Genomic DNA, 22,172 nt, shown 5'->3' on the forward strand with positions numbered 1-22,172 from the left:
AAGTCATCGGTGGGGGCGGGGGATCGGGCCAACAGTAGCCGCTCGCACCACCTGCCCCAGCCGAATCACCTGTTAAAGGAACTGCCGGTGATGCGTTCGTACGCCTCCAGGTAGCGCTGCCTCGTCTGCTCGACCACCTTGTCCGGAAGAGGCGGCGGCGGGTTGCCCGAGGATTTGTCCCATCCTGATTCGGGCGACATTAGCCAATCGCGGACAAATTGCTTATCGAATGACGGCTGCGCACGCCCGGGCGTCCATCCGTCGGCCGGCCAGAAACGCGACGAGTCGGGGGTGAGCACCTCGTCCCCGAGCGTGAGCACGCCGTCGGAGTCCCAGCCCAGCTCGATCTTGGTGTCGGCCAGGATGATGCCGCGCTCCCGCGCGATCTCCGCGCCGCGCGTGTAGACGGCCAGCGTGATGCGGCGCAGCTCCGCTGCCGTCTCCTCGCCGACCTGCTCGACGACCTGCTCGTACGAGATCGGCTCGTCGTGCTCGCCCATCGGCGCCTTGGTCGACGGCGTGAAGATCGGCTCGGGCAGCCGGGAGCCGTCCTCCAGGCCCTCGGGCAGCCGCACGCCCGACACCGCCCCGTCGCGCCGGTAGTCGGCCAGCCCGCCGCCCGCGAGGTAGCCCCGGGCCACGCACTCGACCGGGACCATCCGCAGCGGCCGGCACAGCACGCTGCGCGCGTCGGGGCCGGGAGCGGCGATGTGGTTGGGGATCACGTCCGCGAGCTGCTCGAACCACCACAGCGAGAGCTGGGTGAGCACGGCGCCCTTGTCCGGGATGCCGGGCTCCAGCACGTGGTCGAAGGCCGAGATCCGGTCCGAGGCGACCATGAGGAGCAGCCCGTCGGGAGCCTCGTACAGGTCGCGAACCTTGCCCGAGTGCAGATGCCTCATCACGCGTCCTCCATGCCCGAGCCGGCGATGTCCGTACGGTGGAAGGAGCCGCGTAGCTCGATGCGGGCCACCAGGTCGTAGGCGTGGCGCCGCGCGGTGCGCTGGTCGGGCCCGGTGCCGACGACGCTGAGCACGCGCCCGCCGTCGGAGACGACCTCGCCGTCCACCCGCCGGGTGCCCGCGTGGATCACGTACGCGTCGTCCGTGGGCTCCAGCCCCTTGATCGGGTCGCCCTTGACCGGCGCCTCCGGGTAACCCTCGGCCGCGACCACCACGGTCACCGCGGACCCCTCGCGGAAGGCGGGCGGGGCGTGCTCGGTCAGCGTGCCGGTCGCGCAGGCCAGCAGCAGCGCGCCGAGCGGCGTCTCCAGCCGGTCGAGCAGCACCTGCGCCTCCGGGTCGCCGAAGCGCGCGTTGAACTCCACGACCTTCGGGCCCTTGGCGGTCAGCGCCAGGCCGACGTACAGCACGCCCTGGTACGGCAGGCCGCGCCGGGCCAGCTCGCCGATCGTCGGGTGGACGACCTCGCGCATCACCTGCTCGGTCAGCCCCTCGGGCGCCCACGGCAGCGGCGTGTAGGCGCCCATGCCGCCGGTGTTGGGGCCCTGGTCGCCGTCGTAGGCGCGCTTGAAGTCCTGGGCGGGCTGCAACGCCACCGCGGTCGTGCCGTCGCACAGCGCGAACAGTGACACCTCCGGCCCGTCGAGGAACTCCTCGACCACCACCCGCTCGCAGGCCCGCGCGTGCTCCAGCGCGTGGTCGCGGTCGCCCGTCACGACCACGCCCTTGCCGGCGGCCAGCCCGTCGTCCTTCACCACGTACGGCGCCCCGAACTCGTCGAGCGCCGCGGCCGCCTCCTCGGGCGTCGAGCACGTACGGGCCCGCGCCGTGGGAACGCCGGCGGCGGCCATGACGTCCTTGGCGAACGACTTGGAGCCCTCGATCATCGCGGCGTCCCCGGACGGCCCGAAGCACGGGATCCCGGCGGCGCGCACGGCGTCGCCCACCCCGGCCACCAGCGGTGCCTCGGGACCCACGACCACGAGGTCGGCGCCGAGCCGGGTGGCCAGGGCGGCCACCTGCTCCGGGTCGGTGGGGGTGACGGCGTGCAGGGTGGCGACCTCCTCGATGCCCGGATTGCCCGGGGCGCAGTGGAGGTCGGTGACCTGGGGGTCGAGTTTGAGTGAGCGGCACAGGGCGTGCTCACGCCCGCCGGATCCGATGACTAGAACGCGCACGCGCCCATTCTCGCAGCTACCGCCGTCCGCCCCGCATCCACGTGGGCCGGAGGCCGTATGGGGAACATCCCTGATGGCCGGGCCGCCATGCGGGTATCGTCGGCTTGGTTCTCACCGCCTGTGGTAGCTTGGGGCGGCTATGTGCGTCTCGTGTGATTGGAGGTGGTCCGGGATGAATCCTGGTGATCCCAGCAGTACGTGCTCGTTCACGTACACCATCAATACCCCCGACCACTCCAATCCGGCAGCCTGATCGTGCCTCCACGCATTTGTGTTGATTGAGGTGACTTTTCGTCGCGCGTGGAGCGTGCCAGGTCGGGCGGAAAGGGACTGCCATGCGCTCGTCCACGCTTTTCCGTCGCATCAACCGTCACCCGGTTCAGCCGCACTCCCAGCGCCAGCACTCCAAGCTGCTGCCTGAGGTCCGTGTGCCCCACTCCATCGTCGAGTACGGCGCCTACATCGACGGCAAGAAGACCGGGGCCGTCGGCATCCCGGAGTCGCTGCGCCTCGTCCGCGAGCACAACGCCGGCGCCGCCAAGCCCAGCGCCTTCCTCTGGGTCGGCCTGCACGAGCCCGAGGCGCCCGAGGTCGAGTGGCTGGCCGGGGTGTTCGGGCTGCACCCGCTGGCCGTCGAGGACGCAGTCAAGGCCCACCAGCGTCCCAAGGTCGAGCGCTACGGCGACTCCCTGTTCATGGTGCTCAAGACGATCGCGTACCTCGACCACGACGAGCTGACCGCCACCAGCGAGATCATCGCGACGGGCGAGATCATGGTGTTCCTGGGCGCCGACTTCGTGGTGACCGTACGGCACGGCGAGCACTGCCCCCTCACCGAGGTGCGCGAGCGCCTCGAAGAGCGTCCCGAGCTCATCACCCGCGGCCCGGCCGGCGTGCTGCACGCCATCTCCGACCACGTCGTCGACCGCTACCTCCAGGTGGCCGACCTCATGCAGATGGAGCTGGAGGAGGTCGAGGCCACGGTCTTCGCCGACGTCAGCTCCCGCGACATCAACCGCATCTACCAGCTCAAGCGGGAGATGCTGGAGCTCAAGCGCGCGGTCACGCCGCTGCAGCACCCGCTGGCGGCGCTGCCCCAGCGGCGCGTCATCCCCTCGGAGATGCGCGAGTACTTCCGCGACGTCGGCGACCACCTGTCCCGCGTCTGCGAGCAGGTCGAGTCCTCGAACGAGCTGTGCAGCTCCATCCTCCAGGCCGCCCTGGCCCGCTCGAACGCCCTCGCCAACGAGGACATGCGCAAGATCTCCTCCTGGGTCGCCATCCTGGCCGTCCCCACGATGATCGCCGGCATCTACGGCATGAACTTCGACTTCATGCCCGAGACCAAGCAGGTCTGGGGCTACCCGGCGGTCCTGGCCATCATGATCACCGCCTGCGTCCTCCTCCACCGCGGCTTCCGCCGCAACGGCTGGCTCTGAAGGGACCCTCTCGGCAAGGCCCTCGCTGACGGGGGCCCTCAAGGCATGGCCCTCGCTCCGCTCGGACGCCCCACCGGGGGCTACGCCCCAGGTGGGGGCCTACCGGCCCCCACACCCCCAGTCCTTGCCGATGGAACCGGCTGTTTGTCGTGGCACCGCTTCAGACATTGATCAATCGGTATCCTTCGGATGTCGGGGGGATGCGTAGATCACCCAAACAGTGCGGGCGGCGTCGTCTATGACATAGCGAACGCGCCCGCCGTTGGTGACCTCGAACTCCCACTGCTCCAGGTTCTTGCCATTGTGACGATGTGTCGCCATATCGCCGCGCAGACGATGCTGCCGCTCATGATTCGCGCGAGAGCGCGGGTCGGCGCGTAGCGCCTCGAAGCATCGGCGTGTATTGGTCAGGGCGTGACGGCACAGTTCTTCCCACCCTGTGACGGCGTCACTGTCGCCGAACCGTAGATCCCACTCGTCGCCAGAGGGCGGCACCGTGACCCGATCCCCTCGTTTCGGGCTCATGCCGAAATCTCTACCGGCCCGTAGTCACCGCTCGTCGCCTTGCGGGCCTCGGCATAGTGCGCGGGATCGGCCTTGATCCGAGCGGTGGCGCGCCAGCCGGCGATGACCTCCTGTGTAGTGGCATCCACGTCGAGTTCGACGGCATCGGACAGGGCCTCGACCAGTTCGAGAGTGAATGCGCGGAGCTCGTCGGAGGTGAGGTGGCGAACCCATGGAAAGACCTCTGGCATGGCGATGACCAGCATGCGGGCTGTCGGATCGTGCTTGAGCAGCGCGAGGAACAGCCGGGATGCCGTTGTCAGGGTCTCCTCGCGCCGCTCCTCGCGGTCCGCGGCGGTCAAGTAGAAGTCCGGGGCGTCACGATGGGTGACGCGTACGCGGCCCAGGCGGACTGCGCGTTGAGCGACGGCTCGGGGGTTGCGGGAGAGGTCGGAGAAGGTCACTGAGTCGGCTTGGCTGGTGCTCACCCCATCATGCTAAGTCAGAACACGTTCTGATGTCGGACGTTGTGAAACTCGCCGTGGACGTGATGTGGCCGCACGAACGCCGATCCACGTCCGTTGCGGACCTCACCTGTGGTCGCGGAGGAAGGCGGAGATGTCGGCGGGGGTCGGGTAGTTCCGCTGAGGCGACGGCTCGCCCTGGAGGAACGCCGTGATGACGGCGGCGGCGCGCTCGTTGTTGTCGTCGAGACCGTTCCACATGTGGTGTCCGACACCGGGCATGTATTGGGTTCGCTCGATGGCGGGGTCGGCGGCGAGGACGGCGGTCGCCCATTGACGCACCTGTGAGGAGCATTCGGCGATCATCAGCATCGCTGGTGTGCGGGAGCGTTTCAGCTCGGAGGCGATGGAGGGCGAGCCCTTGATCGTTTGCATGATGCGGAGGCTCGCGGCGACGTTGAAGGAGAAGTTCTCCGCGGTGTCCTCGACAGGGATGCGGCCGGCGTCCCGCGCGCAGTAGGCGGAGGCGGTGTCGCCGCCGAGATCGGCGGGCTTGAAAACGTTGACGCCTTCGGCCTGCGTGATCAGACCGGTGTCGGCTGGGAGGAGCCCGAGTTGGATGAGGCCGAGCGCGACGGCGTACCGGGGGACGCGCGTCGCCCGCGGTCCGCTCGGGGTCGGTGCGAGGCCGCGCGCGGACGGTCGTCCCTTTTGCCCGCTGATCAGCGCGGTGGGGCCGTCCATGGGGCCGGGCTCGGCGATGATCGCCCGGTGCACGCCGACGGCGACGTCCGGGGTGGCCAGGGCCCGGGTGAGCACGACCCCACCCGCGGAGAATCCGAGGACGTCGACCGGACCCTTGTCCAGGTGATCGATGAAGGCGGAGAGGTCGCGTACGGACCTGGAGATCGTGTACTGCTCCATGGGCAGCAGGTCGCTCCGTCCGCCGCCGGGCTGCTCGTAGGCGTACACGTCGTAGCCCCGTCCGGCCAGGAGTCGCAGGAATCGGTGGTCGAGCACGGAGATGGAGCGGACGGGCCCTCCGTGGAGGTACACGAGCGGCGTGGGACGGCGGGGGGCGCCGGCGGCGGGGGGATAGTGGTAGACCGCGACCCGGCTTCCCGTGCTCAGGCTCCAGTGTCTCGTCGCGACGAATGGCAGGTCGGGCGGATACTGCCGGGTCGTGGGGGCGGTGGGGACACAGATCAACGCCGTGAGCGCAGCGGCGGCGACCACCGGCGCGAAGGGCCACAGCCGGCCTGGCCAGGTACGGCCGCGGCCTCGCCACAGCGCGGCGACGACTCCGGCGCCGAAGGCCGCCAGCCAGGCGGCGAGCCCGGAGCGCGCGCCGTCCGTCAGAACGATGAGGGCGAGGAACAGCCCGGCCAGCATCACGACGGCGAGCACGCCGAGGATCAGGCGGCCGGTGAGGCGGACGGGAACGGGAAGAGGCATAGTTTTTTCCAAACGCTGTTTCAAAACGATGTTTGGATACCGTAGCAGCTCGGCTAGGCTGGTCGTCGTGGGAAGGCCGAGAACGAACGACGACACGGTGAAGGACCGCCTCATCGAGTCCGCGACCGAGATGTTCGCGACCCGGCCACGGGAGTCGATCACCATCCGCGCCCTGGCCGCCGCCGCCGGGACCGCGACCGCCGCGGTCTACTCGCTGTTCGGCGGCAAGGACGGGCTGATCGCCGAAGTGCGTAACAGGGCGGTCGCCGGGCTGTTCGAGGACCTGTCGGCGGCACCGACCTCCGAAGACCCCCTTGCCGACCTCTACGCGCTCGCGGTCGCGTACCGGCGGTGGGGACGCGAGCACCGCCACCTGTACACGGTGTTGTTCGGCGGCGTGCAGAGCTTCGAACCGTCCGGCGACGTGGGTGCCGCAGATCCCGTCAGGCCGCTCATCGAGGCGATAGACCGCGCTCTGTCGGCCTCCGTGCTCTCGGGCGACGCGACCTCCATCGCGCTCTCACTCTGGGTGACCCTGCACGGGCTGGTGACTCTCGAACTGGCCGGCGCCCTCGACACCGCCACGGCCGAGACCACGTTCCGCTCCACGATTCCCGCCGCGCTGCGTGGCTGGGCGGCTTGACTCCGCAGCGTCAGCCCACGCAGCGCCCTCAACTGTCCCTCCGCCGCGGCGGCCGTCGTCGTGGCACTGGGCACTGGCGGATTCGGCCGTGCCGCCACGCCCTCGAGCAAGGCTCCGATCACGATTGTGCCTCGCCGGCCCTCGCGTCTCCCCGGTTCGGGACCTTCTGACGCCCGGTCCCTCCTGCTGGCCGCGGCCGATACCGCCGCCCGTGAGTGAGCCTGACTACGACATCGCACTGTCCTTCATGATCGGCACGCATCGTCGAAAGGCGCCGAAGAGGGTTGGCAGACCGTCAGGGCCGAGCTCCGGCTCCTCGGTGCGTGAGTGGACGAGCTGGAGGAGCCGCGCGTGCTCTTCACGCACCTGATCTGGCCGGAGCTGGTCGACCAGGCGGTGAAGGTCTTCGTACTGCCCGGCCGTTGGTGTCCTAGGGTTCGGTGTCGTGTCTCGACGATCATGGATTCTGTGGAGTGCGGCATTACTGGTCACCCTGACTCCCCGAGTCTTCTTCTGGATTCAGTCGCTCCTGACCGGAGACGCGGGTGGCCGGGGCTACGTGTGGATGTCGGGGGGTTCGTGCCTGGGCGACCAGATCAACGAGCTGATCAGATCACCGGAACGCATGGTCAGGATCCTGCCCCTCTTCTGGTACGGCGGCGCGCCGATGATCGTCGTGGCCTTCGCCTGCTGGTACCTGAGCGTTCGGACCGGGCGTGACCGGCTCGGCAGGGTCATCGCCCGCTCAGGCGCCGTGACCCTTCTCCTCTTGCGACTCCCCGAGCTGCTGCTGTTCACGCTCGACGGGGCGCTGGGCCAGGAATGCATGGACGCGTGGGGCCCACCCGAGATAGCGACCCGGAACGCGGGCATGGACCTCTACTTCCTGGCGCCGCCGATCCTGGTCCTGCTCGCGGTGCGCCCCGCTCGCCGCGGTTTCGTCCGGAGAGGCCGCTTCGCCCGTACGGTGGTCGCGGTCCTGACGCTGATGACGACCCTTCTGGTCGTGGACCAGGCGGCCGCTTCCGGCAAGGTGAGCAGCGACCGGGAGCTCGACTGCGGCGGTTTCGGCAACGGCACCGTCCATGACGTGACCAAGGCGGAAAAGGACTTCCTGTGCCGGGTCCGCGGCTACGACTCGTTCATGGACGACGGCATCGAAAGCTGGGCGAAGGTTCCCGATCGGGTGGTCCTGACGCAGGGTCGTCACCTGTGCCGTCTCGCCGAACAGCATGGCGGCGACACCGGCGCCCCCGCCGTGCGGGAGGCACCCCACGCGGCGCTGGCCGGCGCACTGGCACCGTTGTGCCCCGCGGTGGCCCGCGCCCAGGAGCTGGCCGGCCAGCGCCAACAGGCGGAACATGCCGCGTACTTCGCCGAGAAGGAGAAGGCCTGTGCCGCGCACCCCGCCCACCGTCCGAAGATCAAACCGGTCCGGCAGCACCGAGCCACCATGTGGACCGAGTTCTGGAATATCGGCGGATGGGAGGACGGATACGAAGACAGCGTCCCCGACCTGGTCAAGGAGTTGGTCGGAAGCGAACCGGGCGCGCTGGCCATCTGGGCCGCCGACGAGATCGGCCACGCTTGCGTGACCACCGAGTCCTACACCCGGCGGCCGCCGCTGGAGACCAAGGGGTGGAAGGAAGTGGTCGAGGTCGCCTACGAAAGCCCGACCGGTTCGCTGACCCTGGTCGACGGTAAGGGGGCGACATCGCCCAAGCTGACGACCAGCGGTCCCGGGTCCTACCGGGTTCGGGTCCACCTGCGCGGCCGGGCCCTCGTCCACCAGGTTCCCTATCCTCCGGACGGCGCCGTCGAGCTGCTGATCATGGTGTTCCCCGGCGAGCGGAAGGGGCCGACCGTCTACCGGTGACGTTGTGCTTCAGAAGGAGCCTTGGCGCCGCCCCGGCGGAAGCGGGAAACAATCCTGCCCGTCTGCCAACCTTTTCCCGCCACCTCCGCGTCGAGGCCATGTGAGTGACCCAACGGAAGAAGCCGCGTACGCCGCCTTCGTCGAGGCGGCCTGGAACAGGCACATGGCCGTCGCCATCCTGCTCACCGGCGACCGCCACCGGGGCGAGGAACTGCTCCAGGACTGCCTGGTGCGGCTGTACGTGCGGTGGCGGCGCGTAGCCCCCGACGACCCGCACGCCTACCTGCGACGCATGCTGGTCAACGGGAACGTCAGCTGGTGGCGACGGCGTGGACGGGAACTGCCCACCGCCGAGCCGCCTGACCACGCGGATCCTCGGTCCGGACCGTACGAGCCGCACGAGGGCTTGCGGCGCGCGCTGCTCTCCCTGCCGCGCAGGCAGCGCGCCATAGTCGTGCTCCGCCACTACGAGGACCTGACGGAGAAAGCGGTCGCGGCCGCCCTCGGTTGCACGGTCGGCACAGTCAAGAGTCAGCACTCCAGGGCGATGGCGCGGCTGCGCACGGCTCTGCGGGAGAACCAGGAGGCAGCACGATGAACGACGATCAGGAACAGCTCGCGCGAGCGTTGCGTACCCTCGCCGACCGAGAGCCGGCCACCCCCGCGCCGGTGTCGGACCTGGTACGCCGGGGACGCCGCGCCAGGAGGACCCGTGCCGTGGTGGGCGCCATCGCGGGAACGGGTCTTGCCGCGGCAGCCGTCGTCGTGGCCCTGGGCGCCGGCGGGGTCGGCCCTGCCGCCACGCCGTCGAGTACGGCTCCGGTCGCCAGTGGGCCGCGCTCCGGAGACGGTTCGCCGCCCCCGCGTCTCCCCGGTTCGAGATCTCTCGACGCCCGCTCCGTCCTGCTGGCCGCGGCCGAGACCGCCGCCCGTGAGCCGGCCACGTCGGGCCACTACTGGTACACCCGTCAGCGCATCTCCCAGCCGGTGCGTCGCCTGCCGAAGGACATCGGAAAGCCGGGACGCCAGGAGATACCGTTCTCGGCGACCGTGGCGAGTACCCAGGACAGCTGGTACGCGAGCGACAAAGGCGCGCCCAGCCGAACCGTGACCGGCCAGAACCCGAAGGCCGCCTTCGCCTCCCCGGAGGACGAGGCGAAGTGGAGGCGACTGGGCTCGCCGGCGCTGGTCGAGGAGAAGCCGTCGACCAACGACTACGACATGGCACTGTTCTTCCAGATCGGCACACACCGCTTCACGGTCCGGCAACTGCTCGAGCTGCCGGCCGAGAAGGACAGCCTGGAGAGCCGGTTGCGGCGGCTGTACGACGAGGAGCCTCCAGACGAATGGTCGCCCGCCAAGCCGGAGTTCACCGACTACGTGTGGTCGACGGCGCAGGACCTGCTGGCCGGGCCGATCAGTCCCGGGACCCGCTCCGCCCTCTACCGGGTGCTCGCCGAACAGCCCGCGATCAGGTCGCTGGGAGGGGTCACCGATGCGCAGGGCCGCACCGGGACCGCCCTGGCCAGGACCGTGGCAGGGGAGGGTGAGGGCGAGTCCCGGCTGATCGTGGACGACGACACGGCGGAGCTGCTCTCCTTCGAGTTCCGCTCGCGAGGGGAATCGTCGCCGGCAATGCAGGTCACCTACGAGGACATGGGCTGGGTCGACAGCCTGGGCGAGCGCGTGTCCGGGTAGGACGAGTTCGGAGTGATCGGCCGAGCGACAGGTGATCGTCCATGAGAATCCTCATCGTCGGGGGCAGTGGTTTCCTCGGCAGTGAGCTGGCCCGGCAGTCCGTCGCCGGAGGGCACGTGGTGGCTGCGACCTGCCTGTCCCGTCCCGGGAAGGTGGAAGGCGTCGAGTGGTCGGCGCTGGACGTCCGTGACCGGGAGGCCGTCGCCGCTCTGGTCAGCGCCTTCCGGCCTGATGCGGTCGTCAACGCCGCGTTCCGGCAGGCGGACTGGACGGCGACGGCGGACGGCGCCGCTCATGTGGCGCTCGCGGTCTCCGCGGCCGGTGGGCGGTTGGTGCACGTGTCCAGCGACGCCGTCTTCTCGGGGAGGGCGGTCACCTACGCGGAGGAGTGCGTGCCGGACCCCGTCTCCCCGTACGGGGCGGCGAAGGCGGCGGCCGAAGTGGCCGTCCGGGCGATCGCGCCGGCGGCGGTGATCGTCCGGACGTCTCTGATACTCGGTGACGGGCGGTCCGGGCACGAGTCCTTCGTACGCGACCTGGCGACCGGCCGGAGGCAGGGGACGCTGTTCACGGACGACGTACGCTGCCCGGTGCACGTCGGCGACCTCGCCGCCGCCCTGCTGGAGCTCGCGGCCGCTGACCGTCAGGGGGTCCACCACGTGGCCGGAAGCGACGCGGTGAGCCGGTACGAGCTCGGCTGCCTGGTCGCGCGCCGTGACGGGCTCGATCCGTCCCGTCTGACGCGGGGACGACGTGCCGACACGGACCTGACGGGGCCGCTCGACGTACGACTGGACTGCACGATGACGCAGCGGTTCCTGAGGACGCGGCTGCGGGGCGCACGGGAGTTCCTCCAGCCGTGACAGTGCCGGTGGCGGGTCAGCGTTTGCGGGCCATGGTGATGCCGTCGCGGACGGGCAGCATCACGCACACCGAGCCGTACGGGCCGCTGCTCGGCCTCTACCGGGCCGGCATCCCCCGCCTGCCGCCCGGCGAATGAGCCGGCCCGAGGAGGGCCGGAAGCGGGTCCTGGCCGAGGAAGCGGGCTCCGTTGGCGGCCGAGTCGCGGACGGCCGCGAAGCCGTACTCGACCATCTCGCCCTCGTACGCCCGCAGCGCGTCCAGAGGATCGCCGCCTTGAGCCAGGGCCGAGGCGAGGGCGGTCGCGTCGCGCAGGGCGATGCCGGCTCCCGCCCCCGCCGCCGGGCTCATGGCGTGGACGGCGTCACCCAGCAGCGTGACCCGGGTGGTCGGCCACGCCGGGACCGGCACGCTGGTGCGCAGCTCCAGCGGGAAGATCTCCGTCCAGCGGGCGATCATCTCGTGGACGCGGGGGTGCCAGCCGGGCGTCATGGCCAGGACCATGGCGCGGAGCCGTTCCTGGCTCAGCTCGTCCAGGCCGGCCGGGAGGTCCTCGGCGCGGGCGCTGAACGAGAAGGTCGTGTAGTCCCGGGTGGGCGCGACGCCCACCACCCGGTGGCCGGACCCGGAGATCGCGGTGAACACGTTGCCCATGTCGTCCGCCAGACCGTGCGGGATCTTGCCGTAGAGCTGGACCAGGCCCGTGGCGACGACCCGGGCATGCGGCAGGTACTGCCGGCGCACCGCGGAGTTGACGCCGTCGGCGCCGACGAGCACGTCGCCCGTGGCGGTGGACCCGTCGGCGAACAGCGCCGTCACCCCGTCCGGCCGCGCGTCGAAGGCCGTCAGGCGCCGGCCGAACGTGACCGCGTCCTCCACCCCGGCCAGCAGCGCCCGGCGCAGGGTCTCCCGGTCGACGGCCAGGTGCCGGCCGTGGTGCCCCATCTCCACGACGTCGAGGACCTTCAGCGCCGGGTCGAGCCGGACGAAGCGCGGCCGCGGCACGTGGGCGGTGGCCAGGAACTCCTCCCACCGGTCGGGCGGCAGCACGGCGGTGAGGGCCTGGATGGCCGTCTCGCCCAGGTGCAGGCGGTAGCCCTGCCGGCGGGTGTTCAGCGCCGGGTCGCGCTCGTGGACGGCCACCTCGATCCCGGCCCGGCGCAGCGCGCCGGCCAGGCACAGCCCGCCCAGCCCCGCCCCGGCGACGATCACTTTCACGCGGGGAACCTCTCGAACGCGCCGGCGTGCTCGGCGGCCCAGGCGGCCAGCGTCGCCGGGGGCGTCCCGGTGACGTCCTCGACCGTGCTGGTGGGGGCCGGGGGCGGGGCAGAGGTCATCTTCGCGTACCCGGCGAGCAGCTCGTCCACGAAGGAGTCCGGGAAGGACGGGTCGGCGAGCAGCCGCTCCCGCTCCTCCGCCAAGGAGAGCTCCACCCAGCGAAGGGGACGGCCGATCGCCTCGCCGATCACCCGTACCTGCTCGGCCTGCGTCAGCGCCTCGGGGCCCGTCAGGTCGTAGCGGCGTCCCCCGTGCCCGGACCCGGTCAGCGCCGCGACCGCGACCGCGGCGATGTCGTCCTCGTGGATCGGCGTCATGGTCACCGAGCCGTACGCTCCCCGGACCGTGTCGCCGGCCCTGATCTGGTCGCTCCACCACAGGGTGTTGGTCATGAACGTGCTGGGGCTCAGCACCGTCCACTCCACGCCCGACTGCTCGATCAGGTGCTCCACGGTGGCGTGCCAGCGGGCGACCGGGTTCGGCTGCTCCTCCGGCGGCAGCCCGGGACGCACGCCGCCGCCGGTCATGAAGACCACGCGGCGGACGTTCCGCTTGATCGCCTCGACGAACGGGCCCGCCTGCTCGGCCGAGTGGAACGGCCACATCAGGAACACCGCCTCGACGTCCTCCAGGACGCCGGGCGCGGTCAGGTCGGGGGCGACCACCTCGACTCCCTCGGGCAGCCGCGCCGACTCGGGGCGGCGGCTGGTGGCGCGCACGGCGGCCCCTGACCAGGAGAGTCGCTCAGCCACTCGCCTGCCGACGTTACCGGTGGCGCCGAAAACCAGATATGTGCTCATGGCTCAACCATCGTCCCGGCAGCCCGGGTGACGCAGCTCGGAGTCGGTCGGATGATGATTTCCGGCACTAGATCGGGAAATTTGGCGAAAAGCGGCTTATTCGCGGCGATCGGCCCAGCTCTCGTGCATGCTCGGCGACTCGATGGGCGCGCCGTCCCCCTCCGGCTGATCGGCTGTTGACAGGCATTGGCTAATGACAGTAGCTTTAAAGCAACAGAGATTAGCCAACAGGAGGACGGCATGACCCAGTACCTGGAGATCGAGGGCGGTCGGCTGGCTTACGACGTGGCCGGTGAGGGGCCGCTCGTCGTGCTGGCGCACGGGATCGGGAACGGCCGGGAGGCGTACCGCTTCCTGGCGCCCCGCCTGGTGGCCGCCGGCTACCGGGTCGCCACGGTCGACATGCGCGGTCACGGCGAGTCCAGCCTCGACTGGCCGTCCTACACCCGCACGGACGTCGCGGGTGACCTGCTGGCCCTGGTACGCCATCTGGGGGGCCCGGCCGTCATCGCCGGCCACTCCTTCGCCGGCGGCGCGGCCACCATCGCGGCGGCGCTCGCGCCCGACCTGGTCAGCGCCGTCGTCGAGATCGCCCCGTTCACACGGGAGCAGAAGCCCGACCTCGGGGGCCTGCTGCGCAACGGCCGGCACCGCAAGGGGATCAGACTGCTGATGAGCGCGGGGATGCTGCGCAGCCTGAAGCTGTGGCGCAGCTACCTCGACCACGCGTACCCGGGCGCCAGACCCGCGGACCACGAGGCGTACATGTCCGCGCTCGCCGCCGCGCTCAGCCGTCCCGGCCGGATGGACGTGGTCGCCAAGATGGGCCTGTCCGCTCCGACCGACGCCGGCGCCCAGCTCGCGAACCTCCGCGTCCCCGCTCTGGTCCTCATGGGTACGCTCGACCCCGACTGGGCCGACCCCGAGGCCGAGGCGGAGGGCATCGTCGCCGGCATGCCGGCCGGGCTGGGTACGGTGGTGATGGTCGAGGGCGCGGGCCACTACGCCCACACCCAGTTCCCCGAGGAGGTCGCCGAGGTCATGCTGCCCTTCCTCAAGGAGCACGCCCGTGGCTAGGGCCGGCCTGTCCCGGGACGCGGTGGTCGATCTCGCCCTGCGGATCATCGACGAGGAAGGCGCGGCCGCGGTCACGCTGGCGGCGGTGGCCGGCCGCGCGGGCGTCGCCACGCCGTCCCTCTACAAGCACGTGCGCAACCTCGCCGAGCTCAACACCCTCGTGTCCGTACGCGTGATGGACGAGCTGGCGGACCGCCTGCGCGAAGCCGTCCTGGGCCGCTCGGGGGACGAGGCGCTGCGCGCCTGCATGGCCGCCTACCGCGACTACGTCACCGGCAACCCCGGCAGGTACGCCGCCGTCGTCCAGGCCGCCCGCCCCGAGCAGGACGACATGGCCAAGGCGGGCCAGCGGGTGATCGACATCATGCTCGCCACGCTCCGGGGGTACGGGCTGGAGGGCGCGGACGCCGTCCACGCGGCGCGGTGCCTGCGCTCGGCCGTCCACGGCTTCGCCGTTCTGGAGAGCGGGGGCGCGTTCGGGCTCCCGCTGGACCTGGACGCCAGCTACGCCCTGCTCGCCGATATGATCATCTCGGGCCTCCCCTCCCCGGCTCCGCGACCATGAGCGGCAGCTCGATGGACGCGCTCGACCTCGCTCTCGTGCATGCCCTCCAGGTCGACGGACGGGCCCCGTTCAACGGGATCGGCGAGGTCCTGGGCGTCTCCGAGCACACGATCGCCAGGCGTTACCGGAGGCTTCGCGCGCAGGGGCTGCTGCGCATCGTCGGCACGCTCGACGGCACCCTGCTCGGGCACACCTCGTGGGCCGTCCGGCTGGTCTGCACGCCCGACGCCGCCGGGCCCGTGGCCGAGGCGCTGGCCCGGCGTGACGACACGGTGTGGGTGCGCCTGCTGTCCGGCGGCACCGAGATCGTCTGCGGCGTCCACGCCGGCGGCGAGGAGGACGGCGACGCGCTGCTGCTGAAGAAGCTGCCGCGCACGCCGCGCGTCGTGTCCATGACCGCGCACGCGACCCTGCACATGTACGCGGGATGGCGCTCGCGGATCGCCGTCCTCTCCGAGGAACAGGTCGCACGGCTCAGCCCCGCCCCGCCGTCCACGACGGAGGTCTCCTTCAGCGAGCAGGACCTCGCGATGCTGCGGGTGCTCGCCCAGGACGGACGCGCCGGGTACGGCGACCTGGCGGCGGCGGGGCGCTGCTCGCAGTCGACGGTACGGCGGCGCGTCGAGCAGCTTCGCGGCGCCGGCGCGCTCAGGTTCGACGTCGAGATCCCGCCGCGGGCCCTCGGCTACCGGGCCGAGGCGTGGCTGTGGATGAAGGTGCGGCCCGCGCGGCTGGCGGAGGTGGGGGCGGCGCTGGCGGCGCATCCGGAGGTGGACGTGGCCGCGGCCGTCACCGGCCCGAGCAACCTCATGGCCGGCGTGACGTGCCGCGACACCCAGGACCTGTACCGGTACCTGACCGAGCGGGTCGCGCCCCTGGACGGTGTGCGGGAGGTGGAGACGTCGCCGGTCATCCGCACCGTCAAGCGGGTGGGCGCCGTCCTCCCCTGAGCCGTCCTCCTCTGAAGGGTTTCAGGCGGGGACGGGCCTCAGGGGCTCGACCGGGGCGGGCAGCGGCAGCCCGCGCTCACGCCACAGCTCCCGCATCCGGTCCGGGTAGTCGGTCACGATGCCGGAGACACCCAGGTCCAGCATGCGCGCCGCGAGCCCGGCGTCGTTGACCGTCCACACCGCCACGTCGAGCCCGGCGGCGGCGGCCTGGGACATCAGGCGCTCGTCCACCATCACGTGCTCGGGCGACAGCGTGGTGGCGCCGGCGTCGCGGGCGGCGGCCGGGACGTCGTCGCCCAGGTCGTCGTGCCAGTGCAGCGTGTCGGGCTCGATCAGCGCGAATCGCCGCGTCCCGGGCGCCATCGCCGCCGCGTGCGTGATGATCCGCCAGTCGAAGCTGAGGACGGCGACGTTGTCCAGCCTGCCGTGCCGGTCGAGCTCCTCGATCACGAGCCCGGTGAACAGCTCCGGGTCGGGGGTCAGCTCGGGCCGGGTCGGGTCGGACTTGAGCTCCACGTGCAGGCGCACGGCGTCCGCCTCGTAGGCGTTCACCAGTCCGAGCACCGCGCCCAGCGTGGGCATGCGGGTCTCCGGGACGGGCACCTGCGTGATGGCGAACGGGTCGTCGGGGTGTCGCGGCAGCCGCACGCCCACGTCGAGCGTGCGCAGCTGGGCGAGCGTGAGGGAGTTGACGGGCTTGCCGACGTACGGGTACGCCGGGTCGCCCACCCGGACCGGCCGCGTGTCGGCACTGGTCACGGCCGAGACCGTGAGGTCGTGCGTGAGCACGAGCCGCTGGTCCGCGGTGAGGGCGACGTCCAGCTCCAGAGCGTGGACCCCGAGCTCCAGCGTGCGGCTCAGGCCAGGCAGCGTGTTCTCGGGCCAGAGGCCCCTAGCCCCCCGGTGGCCATGTATCTCGACGCGCACACCCGGACCCTACCGGGCGCCCGCCGCCTTCCCGCGCCGCCACGCCGCATCCCTTTTGCCCGCAAAATCCCTACATTGGACCGTCGAAGGCCCAGGTGTAGATCACCTGCTCCCACTCCGGGTCGCCGCCCGTGCCCGAGTACGTCGCCTGGGCCGCCGCGTTGTCCTTGCCCGTCGCCGTCCACAGCCCGTACAGGCCGCGCTCCCGGGCCAGCCGGCCCAGCGCCAGCACCAGTGCCCGCCCGATCCCCTGGCCGCGGAAGCGCTCGTCCACGCCCAGCTCGTACAGGAACATCTCCGTGCCCTTGTCCGGGTGCGTCATCTCCACCCCGGTGACCATCCCGGCGGGCGTGCCGTCCACGTACGCGATGAGCAGGTGGTGCCCCTCGTCGGCCAGGAACCTGCCGGTCGCCTCCCGTCGCGGCGGCGTGTCGAACAGGTGGCCGGCGGCCTCGACGGCCTCGAACGCGGTGACCCGGCGGATGTCCATGGGGTCGAGATTAGGTGTCCGGTGTGAGCTGTCGCATGCCTTTTTTGCCTGGATAGCTGCAATCTTCCTGCAATAAGCTGACCGCCATGACACGGGCTCTCAAAACGGTCCGGCCCGCGACCGTACGGGCTTGGGTGGACGGCTGGGTCGTCTCCCGCAACGCCCCCACCCCCGTGCGCGAGCCCTGGGGCCTGAGAGTCGACGTCGGCCTGCCCGGCCACGTGGTCCGCCACGTCGTCCCGGCTCCCACCCCGGCCACCCTGCGCCACCTGACGGCCCTGCCCAGCGCCCCCGGCACCTGGCTGAAGCTCTGCGCGCCGTACGAGGAGGTCGCGCCCTGGCTGCCGCGGCCGTGGGACGTACAGGAGCAGGAGTTCATGATGACCGCCTCGCTCGACCCCGCGCCGCGCACCAGGGGCCTGACCGGCGCGACGGCGGCCGCGCGGGCCGGCGTGGTCGCGCCGGACGGCTACACGCTGGCCGTCACCACGCGGGCCGGCGTCACCGTCGCGCGCCTGCTCACCGCCGCCGGCGAGATGGCCGCGCGGGGGCAGATGGCCATCGCGGGCACCACGGCGGTCGTCGACCAGGTCGAGACCGCGCCGCACCACCGGCGGCGCGGCCTCGGAACCATCGTCATGGGCGCCCTCACCGCGACCGCCGCGGCCGGCGGAGCCACCGACGGAGTGCTGGTCGCCACCCCAGCCGGCCGCTCCCTCTACGAGACCCTCGGCTGGGCCGTCCACACCCCCATGACGGCCGCGGTCCTCACGAGCTGACCGGGGGGCGCCCAGGTGAGCGGGCGCGCCCCCCACCGCCGCTCAGGTGAGCGGGCGCGCCCCACGGCCGCTCAGGTCAGCGGGCGCAGCACCAGGGTCGCGTCACGCGCCGGGCCCACGCCCACCGCGCTGATCGGGGCCCCGCTCATCTTCTCCAGCGCCCGGACGTAGTCCTGCGCGTTGCGCGGCAGGTCCTCGAACGTCTTGGCGCCCGAGATGTCCTCCTGCCAGCCCGGAAGCTCCTCGTAGATCGGCTTGGCGTGGTGGAAGTCGGTCTGCGTCATCGGGATCTCCTCGTGCCGCACCCCGTCCACCTCGTACGCCACGCAGACCGGGATCCGCTCCAGCCCGGAAAGGACGTCCAGCTTGGTGAGGAAGAAGTCGGTCACCCCGTTGATGCGGGCCGCGTACCGGGCGATGACCGCGTCGAACCAGCCGCAGCGGCGGTTGCGGCCGGTGGTGACGCCGTACTCGCCGCCGGTCGTGCGCAGCCAGTCGCCCATCTCGTCCTCGAGCTCGGTCGGGAACGGGCCCGACCCCACCCGGGTCGTGTACGCCTTGAGGATGCCGATGACCTTCGTCAGCCGGGTCGGCGGGATGCCGGAGCCGGCGCAGGCGCCGCCCGAGGTCGGCGAGGAGGAGGTGACGAACGGGTACGTGCCGTGGTCGAGGTCCAGCAGCGTGCCCTGGCCGCCCTCCAGCAGCACGAACTTGCCCTCGTCCAGCGCCTTCGACAGCACCAGCGAGGTGTCGGCGATGTGCGGCTTGAGCCGCTCGGCGTAGCCGAGGTACTCCTCCAGGACCCGCTCCGGCTCGATGCCGCGGCGGTTGTAGACCTTGGTGAGCACCTGGTTCTTCTCGGTCAGCGCGGCCTCGATCTTCTTGGCCAGGATGCCCGGGTCGAGCAGGTCCTGGACCCGCACACCCATGCGGTAGACCTTGTCGCCGTACGCGGGCCCGATGCCGCGCCCGGTCGTACCGATCTTGGCCTTGCCCAGGTAGCGCTCGGTGACCTTGTCGAGCGCACGGTGGTGGGGCATGATCAGGTGCGCGTTGGCCGAGATCAACAGCCGCTCGGCGGAGATTCCCCGCGCGGCGAGCCCGTCGATCTCGTCCAGCAGCACGCGCGGGTCGATGACCACGCCGTTGCCGATCACCGGCACCACGTCGGGCGACAGGATCCCCGTGGGCAGCAGGTGCAGAGCGTACTTCTGGTCGCCGATGACCACGGTGTGGCCCGCGTTGTTGCCACCCTGGTAGCGGACGACGTAGTCGACATCGCCACCGAGCAGGTCGGTGGCCTTGCCCTTGCCCTCATCGCCCCACTGGGCGCCCACGAGAACGACAGCCGGCATGGTTCTAGTCTCCCGAGCACAAAACGAAACCCCTGGCGCAAGCGCGACAGGGGCTCTTGCGTAGAGAGACTACCCGAGTATGCCTATTCGTCCCAAGGGCTACCCGGCCAACGCGTCATAGGCGGCCTCGTCGCTGTCCTTGAGGAACTGGACGCACCGCTCGGCCTCGTCCTTCTCGCCGATCGCCTGCGCGGCCCTCGCCAGGGCGTACAGGCAGCGCAGGAAGCCGCGGTTCGGCTCGTGCTCCCACGGGATCGGCCCGTGCCCCTTCCAGCCGCTGCGGCGCAACTGGTCGAGCCCGCGATGGTAGCCGGTACGGGCGAAGGCGTAGGAAGTGACGGCGTGCCCCTGCGCGAAGTACTCCTCCGCGAGCGCGGCCCAGGCCGTCGGGTAGGCCGGGAACCGCGCGGCCACGTCGGAGGGCTTGGCCCCGGCTTCCAGCGCCTCCCTGGCCTCGGGCAGGTCCGGAAGGTACGTCGGGGGCGGCCCGGCGAGAAGGTTGTCCATAGGACAAGTCATACCCGCCGGGCCCCTGACGTGGCTAGGAGATCTTCGTCCCAGCGCTTCCGAGGTGTTCGCACGCCTCACGCACGCGGGTGGCCATCCCGACCTCCGCGGCCTTGCCGTACGAGCGCGGGTCGTAGCTCTTCTTGTTGCCGACGTCGCCGTCGACCTTCAGCACGCCGTCGTAGTTGCGGAACATGTGGTCCGCGATCGGCCGCGTGAAGGCGTACTGCGTGTCGGTGTCGATGTTCATCTTGACCACGCCGTACGAGATGGCTTCCCGGATCTCCTCCAGCGACGAGCCCGAGCCGCCGTGGAAGACCAGGTCGAACGGCTTCTCCTTGCCGTACTTGGCGGCGACCGCGTCCTGGAGCTCCTTCAGCACGCCCGGCCGCAGCTTGACGTGGCCGGGCTTGTAGACGCCGTGCACGTTGCCGAACGTGGCCGCCAGCAGGTAGCGGCCCCTGTCGCCGATGCCGACCGCCTCGGCCGTGGCGAGCGCGTCGCCGGGCGTGGTGTACAGCTTCTCGTTGATCTCGCCGACGACGCCGTCCTCCTCGCCGCCGACGACGCCGATCTCCATCTCCATGACGACCCGCGCCCGCGCGCACTTCTCCAGGAGCTCCTGCGCGATCTCAAGGTTCTCCTCCAGCGGCACGGCCGAGCCGTCCCACATGTGCGACTGGAAGAGCGGGTCGAGGCCGCGTGAGACGCGTTCGAGGGAGATGTCGAGGAGCGGCCGCACGAAGCCGTCCAGCTTGTCCTTCGGGCAGTGGTCGGTGTGCAGGGCCACGGTCACCGGGTACTTGGCGGCCACCACCCGGGCGTACTCGGCCAGCGCCGTCGCGCCCGTCACCATGTCCTTCACCGACGCGCCCGACAGGAACTCGGCGCCGCCCGTGGAGATCTGGACGATGCCGTCGCTCCCGGCCTCGGCGAAACCGCGCAACGCGGCGTTGAGCGTCTGGGAGGAGGTCACGTTGATGGCCGGGTAGGCGAATCCGCCAGCCTTGGCCCGGTCGAGCATCTCGGCGTAGATCTCTGGAGTGGCTATCGGCATGATCGTCTCCCTGAGAAGTAAGGCTGCGCGCTGCCCAGTATTACCGTCAGCTACCCCATGTGGTAGTGACAACGCGCCTCGGACCACCCGTCGAGCCCCCGCTCTCCAGGTAGGCTCAGCCTGTGGACTCGCTCTTGAACCTTCTCGATCCGACGTGGTGGCTCACCCTTTTCGGCGCCTTCGCGACGATCGGCGTGCTCGTCATCATCTTCGCCGAGACGGGTCTGCTGCTCGGCTTCTTCCTGCCGGGCGACTCTCTGCTGGTCGCGGCCGGTATCTTCAGCTCCGCGTCGGTGGCCGCCGGCATGGGGATCGAGCCGCTGTCGTTCCCGATGCTGCTGATCGGCGCCCCGCTGTGCGCGATCGCGGGCGCGCAGCTCGGTCACTTCCTCGGGGCGAGGTTCGGGCGGAGGCTGTTCGACAAGCCCGACTCGCGGCTGTTCAAGCGCGAGCACGTCCTGCGCGCCGAGGAGTTCTTCGACAAGTTCGGCCCGGCCAAGGCCGTGGTGCTGGCCCGGTTCGTGCCGATCATCCGCACGTTCATGAACCCGGTCGCCGGCGTGCTGGAGATGCCCGCGAAGCGCTTCCTCCTCTGGAACGTCATCGGCGGCGTGGTCTGGGTCGAGGGCATGCTGCTGCTCGGCCACTACCTCGGCGACAAGGTCGATCCCAAGGCCATCGACAAGTACATCCTGCCGGGCGTCTTCCTCATCGTGCTGATCTCGCTGATCCCCATCATCTTCGAGGTGCTCAAGCGCCGCAGGTCGCCCAAGCCCGCCGGGCCGGCGCCCACGGGCAAGCACCACCGCGTTCCCACGGGCACTGACGGCCCGTAACCGGAACCGGCCCGTTCCGGGAGTACTCTCCGGTGTGTGGGACGCCACAGGTCAGATCCGATGGGCCTCGCCCGCCTCGCGGTCGCCGTTCTGGCGGTCGCCGGCATCGCGACGCTTCTCGTCATCGGCGGGCGCGCGTTGTTCCTGACGCTCGACACCCCTGAGCGGGCCGAGCCGCACCGTGCCACCACCGAGCCGTCGGCCGGCGCCCAGGCGCCGACCGTGCGCATCGAGTGCGTGGCCGACACCTGCCCCCTCGTCACGGTCCGGGTGCCGGGCGGAGACGTCCTGCAGTACCGCGACATGAGCAGGGGCGAGGAGGTCAGCTACTTCCAGCCCGAGCTCGACGTGGTCCTCAGCGACGCGGCCACGGTCCGGGTCACGGAGAACGGCAGGCCGCGCGCCCAGGGCAAGGCCGGCGCGCGGGAGGCGTTCACGGTCAAGGCGCCTTAGCGCCGCGCCGTCCGTCCG

General features: G+C 71.0%; 25 protein-coding genes. 13 read left to right on the forward strand and 12 right to left on the reverse strand.

All coding sequences use genetic code 11. The annotated features are described in order from the left end of the window. Nucleotides 1–65: 65 nt before the first annotated feature. Nucleotides 66–902, reverse strand: a complete 837-nt coding sequence (locus ACIBG4_RS27040) for a phosphoribosylaminoimidazolesuccinocarboxamide synthase (protein ID WP_397204195.1) — start codon at nucleotides 900–902, stop codon at nucleotides 66–68. Then, nucleotides 902–2,140: a phosphoribosylamine--glycine ligase gene (purD, locus tag ACIBG4_RS27045; protein ID WP_397204196.1), complete on the reverse strand. Its 1,239-nt coding sequence runs from the start codon at nucleotides 2,138–2,140 to the stop codon at nucleotides 902–904. The genes ACIBG4_RS27040 and purD overlap by 1 nt, the downstream gene beginning before the upstream one ends. A gap of 335 nt (nucleotides 2,141–2,475) precedes the next feature. Here purD and corA point away from each other — a divergent pair, with 335 nt between their 5' ends. Beyond that, on the forward strand, nucleotides 2,476–3,579 hold the full coding sequence (gene corA / locus ACIBG4_RS27050) for a magnesium/cobalt transporter CorA (protein ID WP_310707400.1): 1,104 nt from the start codon (nucleotides 2,476–2,478) through the stop codon (nucleotides 3,577–3,579). Between the two features lie 171 nt (nucleotides 3,580–3,750). On the opposite strand, the gene ACIBG4_RS27055 is transcribed toward corA, so the two are convergent. The 3 genes from ACIBG4_RS27055 to ACIBG4_RS27065 form a co-directional block, all read right to left on the reverse strand. Next, the gene (locus ACIBG4_RS27055; protein ID WP_310707399.1) at nucleotides 3,751–4,104 is read right to left on the reverse strand and encodes a hypothetical protein; all 354 of its coding nucleotides are present in this window, start codon (nucleotides 4,102–4,104) and stop codon (nucleotides 3,751–3,753) included. After that, a complete protein-coding gene (locus tag ACIBG4_RS27060) occupies nucleotides 4,101–4,571 on the reverse strand; it encodes a hypothetical protein (protein WP_310707398.1) in 471 nt (156 codons plus the stop codon). The genes ACIBG4_RS27055 and ACIBG4_RS27060 overlap by 4 nt, the downstream gene beginning before the upstream one ends. 102 nt (nucleotides 4,572–4,673) lie before the next feature. After that, nucleotides 4,674–6,002: an alpha/beta hydrolase gene (locus ACIBG4_RS27065; protein WP_397204197.1), complete on the reverse strand. Its 1,329-nt coding sequence runs from the start codon at nucleotides 6,000–6,002 to the stop codon at nucleotides 4,674–4,676. A 67-nt stretch (nucleotides 6,003–6,069) separates the two neighbouring features. Between ACIBG4_RS27065 and ACIBG4_RS27070 the strand changes: the two genes are divergently transcribed. From ACIBG4_RS27070 to ACIBG4_RS27095, 6 genes are all read left to right on the forward strand, one after another. Then, nucleotides 6,070–6,645 carry a TetR-like C-terminal domain-containing protein gene (locus ACIBG4_RS27070; RefSeq protein ID WP_397204198.1) on the forward strand — a complete coding sequence of 192 codons (576 nt, stop codon included), beginning with the start codon at nucleotides 6,070–6,072 and terminating at the stop codon, nucleotides 6,643–6,645. Nucleotides 6,646–7,210: 565 nt separating this feature from the next. After that, nucleotides 7,211–8,521 (forward strand): hypothetical protein, encoded by a 1,311-nt coding sequence (locus ACIBG4_RS27075; protein ID WP_397204199.1) that lies wholly within the window; start codon nucleotides 7,211–7,213, stop codon nucleotides 8,519–8,521. 100 nt (nucleotides 8,522–8,621) lie between these two features. Continuing rightward, entirely contained in the window at nucleotides 8,622–9,119 is a 498-nt protein-coding gene (locus ACIBG4_RS27080; protein ID WP_355434324.1) for a SigE family RNA polymerase sigma factor, read from the forward strand. Further along, nucleotides 9,116–10,219 (forward strand): CU044_5270 family protein, encoded by a 1,104-nt coding sequence (locus ACIBG4_RS27085; RefSeq protein ID WP_397204200.1) that lies wholly within the window; start codon nucleotides 9,116–9,118, stop codon nucleotides 10,217–10,219. The genes ACIBG4_RS27080 and ACIBG4_RS27085 overlap by 4 nt, the downstream gene beginning before the upstream one ends. 41 nt (nucleotides 10,220–10,260) lie before the next feature. Continuing rightward, entirely contained in the window at nucleotides 10,261–11,082 is an 822-nt protein-coding gene (locus tag ACIBG4_RS27090; protein WP_397204201.1) for an SDR family oxidoreductase, read from the forward strand. Beyond that, nucleotides 11,079–11,219, forward strand: coding sequence for a hypothetical protein (locus ACIBG4_RS27095; RefSeq protein ID WP_397204202.1), 141 nt, complete (start codon nucleotides 11,079–11,081; stop codon nucleotides 11,217–11,219). The genes ACIBG4_RS27090 and ACIBG4_RS27095 overlap by 4 nt, the downstream gene beginning before the upstream one ends. Here ACIBG4_RS27095 and ACIBG4_RS27100 read toward each other — a convergent pair. Both ACIBG4_RS27100 and ACIBG4_RS27105 read right to left on the reverse strand, forming a co-directional pair. Further along, nucleotides 11,180–12,298 (reverse strand): FAD-dependent oxidoreductase, encoded by a 1,119-nt coding sequence (locus ACIBG4_RS27100; protein WP_397204203.1) that lies wholly within the window; start codon nucleotides 12,296–12,298, stop codon nucleotides 11,180–11,182. The two genes, ACIBG4_RS27095 and ACIBG4_RS27100, sit on opposite strands and share 40 nt — an antisense overlap. Next, nucleotides 12,295–13,158: an SDR family oxidoreductase gene (locus ACIBG4_RS27105; RefSeq protein WP_397204204.1), complete on the reverse strand. Its 864-nt coding sequence runs from the start codon at nucleotides 13,156–13,158 to the stop codon at nucleotides 12,295–12,297. The genes ACIBG4_RS27100 and ACIBG4_RS27105 overlap by 4 nt, the downstream gene beginning before the upstream one ends. A 240-nt stretch (nucleotides 13,159–13,398) precedes the next feature. On the opposite strand from ACIBG4_RS27105, the gene ACIBG4_RS27110 reads away from it, so the two are divergent. Genes ACIBG4_RS27110 through ACIBG4_RS27120 form a run of 3 tightly spaced genes read left to right on the forward strand, consistent with a single transcriptional unit; the run spans nucleotide 13,399 to nucleotide 15,750 of the window. Beyond that, the gene (locus ACIBG4_RS27110) at nucleotides 13,399–14,235 is read left to right on the forward strand and encodes an alpha/beta fold hydrolase (RefSeq protein ID WP_397204205.1); all 837 of its coding nucleotides are present in this window, start codon (nucleotides 13,399–13,401) and stop codon (nucleotides 14,233–14,235) included. Next, nucleotides 14,228–14,800 (forward strand): TetR/AcrR family transcriptional regulator, encoded by a 573-nt coding sequence (locus ACIBG4_RS27115; protein WP_397204206.1) that lies wholly within the window; start codon nucleotides 14,228–14,230, stop codon nucleotides 14,798–14,800. Before ACIBG4_RS27110 ends, ACIBG4_RS27115 begins: the two co-directional genes overlap by 8 nt. After that, nucleotides 14,797–15,750, forward strand: coding sequence for an Lrp/AsnC family transcriptional regulator (locus ACIBG4_RS27120; protein ID WP_397204207.1), 954 nt, complete (start codon nucleotides 14,797–14,799; stop codon nucleotides 15,748–15,750). Before ACIBG4_RS27115 ends, ACIBG4_RS27120 begins: the two co-directional genes overlap by 4 nt. Before the next feature lie 21 nt (nucleotides 15,751–15,771). Here ACIBG4_RS27120 and ACIBG4_RS27125 read toward each other — a convergent pair whose 3' ends face one another. Beyond that, nucleotides 15,772–16,677, reverse strand: a complete 906-nt coding sequence (locus tag ACIBG4_RS27125) for a glycerophosphodiester phosphodiesterase family protein (protein WP_397204208.1) — start codon at nucleotides 16,675–16,677, stop codon at nucleotides 15,772–15,774. A gap of 70 nt (nucleotides 16,678–16,747) precedes the next feature. After that, nucleotides 16,748–17,167: a GNAT family N-acetyltransferase gene (locus ACIBG4_RS27130; RefSeq protein ID WP_310707382.1), complete on the reverse strand. Its 420-nt coding sequence runs from the start codon at nucleotides 17,165–17,167 to the stop codon at nucleotides 16,748–16,750. 86 nt (nucleotides 17,168–17,253) lie between these two features. On the opposite strand from ACIBG4_RS27130, the gene ACIBG4_RS27135 reads away from it, so the two are divergent. Further along, complete coding sequence (locus ACIBG4_RS27135; protein WP_355434279.1) at nucleotides 17,254–17,946, forward strand: GNAT family N-acetyltransferase; 693 nt, start codon at nucleotides 17,254–17,256, stop codon at nucleotides 17,944–17,946. 71 nt (nucleotides 17,947–18,017) lie between these two features. Here the strand turns inward: ACIBG4_RS27135 and ACIBG4_RS27140 are convergent, their stop codons facing one another. The 3 genes from ACIBG4_RS27140 to fbaA form a co-directional block, all read right to left on the reverse strand. Next, nucleotides 18,018–19,301, reverse strand: coding sequence for an adenylosuccinate synthase (locus tag ACIBG4_RS27140; RefSeq protein WP_397204209.1), 1,284 nt, complete (start codon nucleotides 19,299–19,301; stop codon nucleotides 18,018–18,020). Between the two features lie 99 nt (nucleotides 19,302–19,400). Further along, entirely contained in the window at nucleotides 19,401–19,808 is a 408-nt protein-coding gene (locus tag ACIBG4_RS27145; RefSeq protein WP_310707379.1) for a DUF3151 domain-containing protein, read from the reverse strand. Between the two features lie 34 nt (nucleotides 19,809–19,842). Then, on the reverse strand, nucleotides 19,843–20,865 hold the full coding sequence (fbaA, locus tag ACIBG4_RS27150; protein WP_310707378.1) for a class II fructose-bisphosphate aldolase: 1,023 nt from the start codon (nucleotides 20,863–20,865) through the stop codon (nucleotides 19,843–19,845). A gap of 122 nt (nucleotides 20,866–20,987) precedes the next feature. On the opposite strand from fbaA, the gene ACIBG4_RS27155 reads away from it, so the two are divergent. Further along, entirely contained in the window at nucleotides 20,988–21,701 is a 714-nt protein-coding gene (locus ACIBG4_RS27155; RefSeq protein WP_397204210.1) for a DedA family protein, read from the forward strand. A gap of 36 nt (nucleotides 21,702–21,737) precedes the next feature. Beyond that, nucleotides 21,738–22,154 carry a hypothetical protein gene (locus ACIBG4_RS27160; protein ID WP_397204211.1) on the forward strand — a complete coding sequence of 139 codons (417 nt, stop codon included), beginning with the start codon at nucleotides 21,738–21,740 and terminating at the stop codon, nucleotides 22,152–22,154. Nucleotides 22,155–22,172 lie beyond the last annotated feature (18 nt).

This window comes from Nonomuraea sp. NPDC050383 (assembly GCF_044459125.1).
GTDB lineage: Bacteria > Actinomycetota > Actinomycetes > Streptosporangiales > Streptosporangiaceae > Nonomuraea.

Coding starts and splice junctions, on each gene's coding strand:
- fbaA (WP_310707378.1), bottom strand. CDS start 20,865: ATGCCGATAGCCACTCCAGAGATCTACGCCGAGATGCTCGACCGGGCC.
- ACIBG4_RS27090 (WP_397204201.1), top strand. CDS start 10,261: ATGAGAATCCTCATCGTCGGGGGCAGTGGTTTCCTCGGCAGTGAGCTG.
- ACIBG4_RS27085 (WP_397204200.1), top strand. CDS start 9,116: ATGAACGACGATCAGGAACAGCTCGCGCGAGCGTTGCGTACCCTCGCC.
- ACIBG4_RS27075 (WP_397204199.1), top strand. CDS start 7,211: ATGTCGGGGGGTTCGTGCCTGGGCGACCAGATCAACGAGCTGATCAGA.
- corA (WP_310707400.1), top strand. CDS start 2,476: ATGCGCTCGTCCACGCTTTTCCGTCGCATCAACCGTCACCCGGTTCAG.
- ACIBG4_RS27040 (WP_397204195.1), bottom strand. CDS start 902: ATGAGGCATCTGCACTCGGGCAAGGTTCGCGACCTGTACGAGGCTCCC.
- ACIBG4_RS27135 (WP_355434279.1), top strand. CDS start 17,254: ATGACACGGGCTCTCAAAACGGTCCGGCCCGCGACCGTACGGGCTTGG.
- ACIBG4_RS27055 (WP_310707399.1), bottom strand. CDS start 4,104: ATGAGCCCGAAACGAGGGGATCGGGTCACGGTGCCGCCCTCTGGCGAC.
- ACIBG4_RS27065 (WP_397204197.1), bottom strand. CDS start 6,002: ATGCCTCTTCCCGTTCCCGTCCGCCTCACCGGCCGCCTGATCCTCGGC.
- ACIBG4_RS27140 (WP_397204209.1), bottom strand. CDS start 19,301: ATGCCGGCTGTCGTTCTCGTGGGCGCCCAGTGGGGCGATGAGGGCAAG.
- ACIBG4_RS27105 (WP_397204204.1), bottom strand. CDS start 13,158: ATGAGCACATATCTGGTTTTCGGCGCCACCGGTAACGTCGGCAGGCGA.
- ACIBG4_RS27110 (WP_397204205.1), top strand. CDS start 13,399: ATGACCCAGTACCTGGAGATCGAGGGCGGTCGGCTGGCTTACGACGTG.
- ACIBG4_RS27130 (WP_310707382.1), bottom strand. CDS start 17,167: ATGGACATCCGCCGGGTCACCGCGTTCGAGGCCGTCGAGGCCGCCGGC.
- ACIBG4_RS27120 (WP_397204207.1), top strand. CDS start 14,797: ATGAGCGGCAGCTCGATGGACGCGCTCGACCTCGCTCTCGTGCATGCC.
- ACIBG4_RS27145 (WP_310707379.1), bottom strand. CDS start 19,808: ATGGACAACCTTCTCGCCGGGCCGCCCCCGACGTACCTTCCGGACCTG.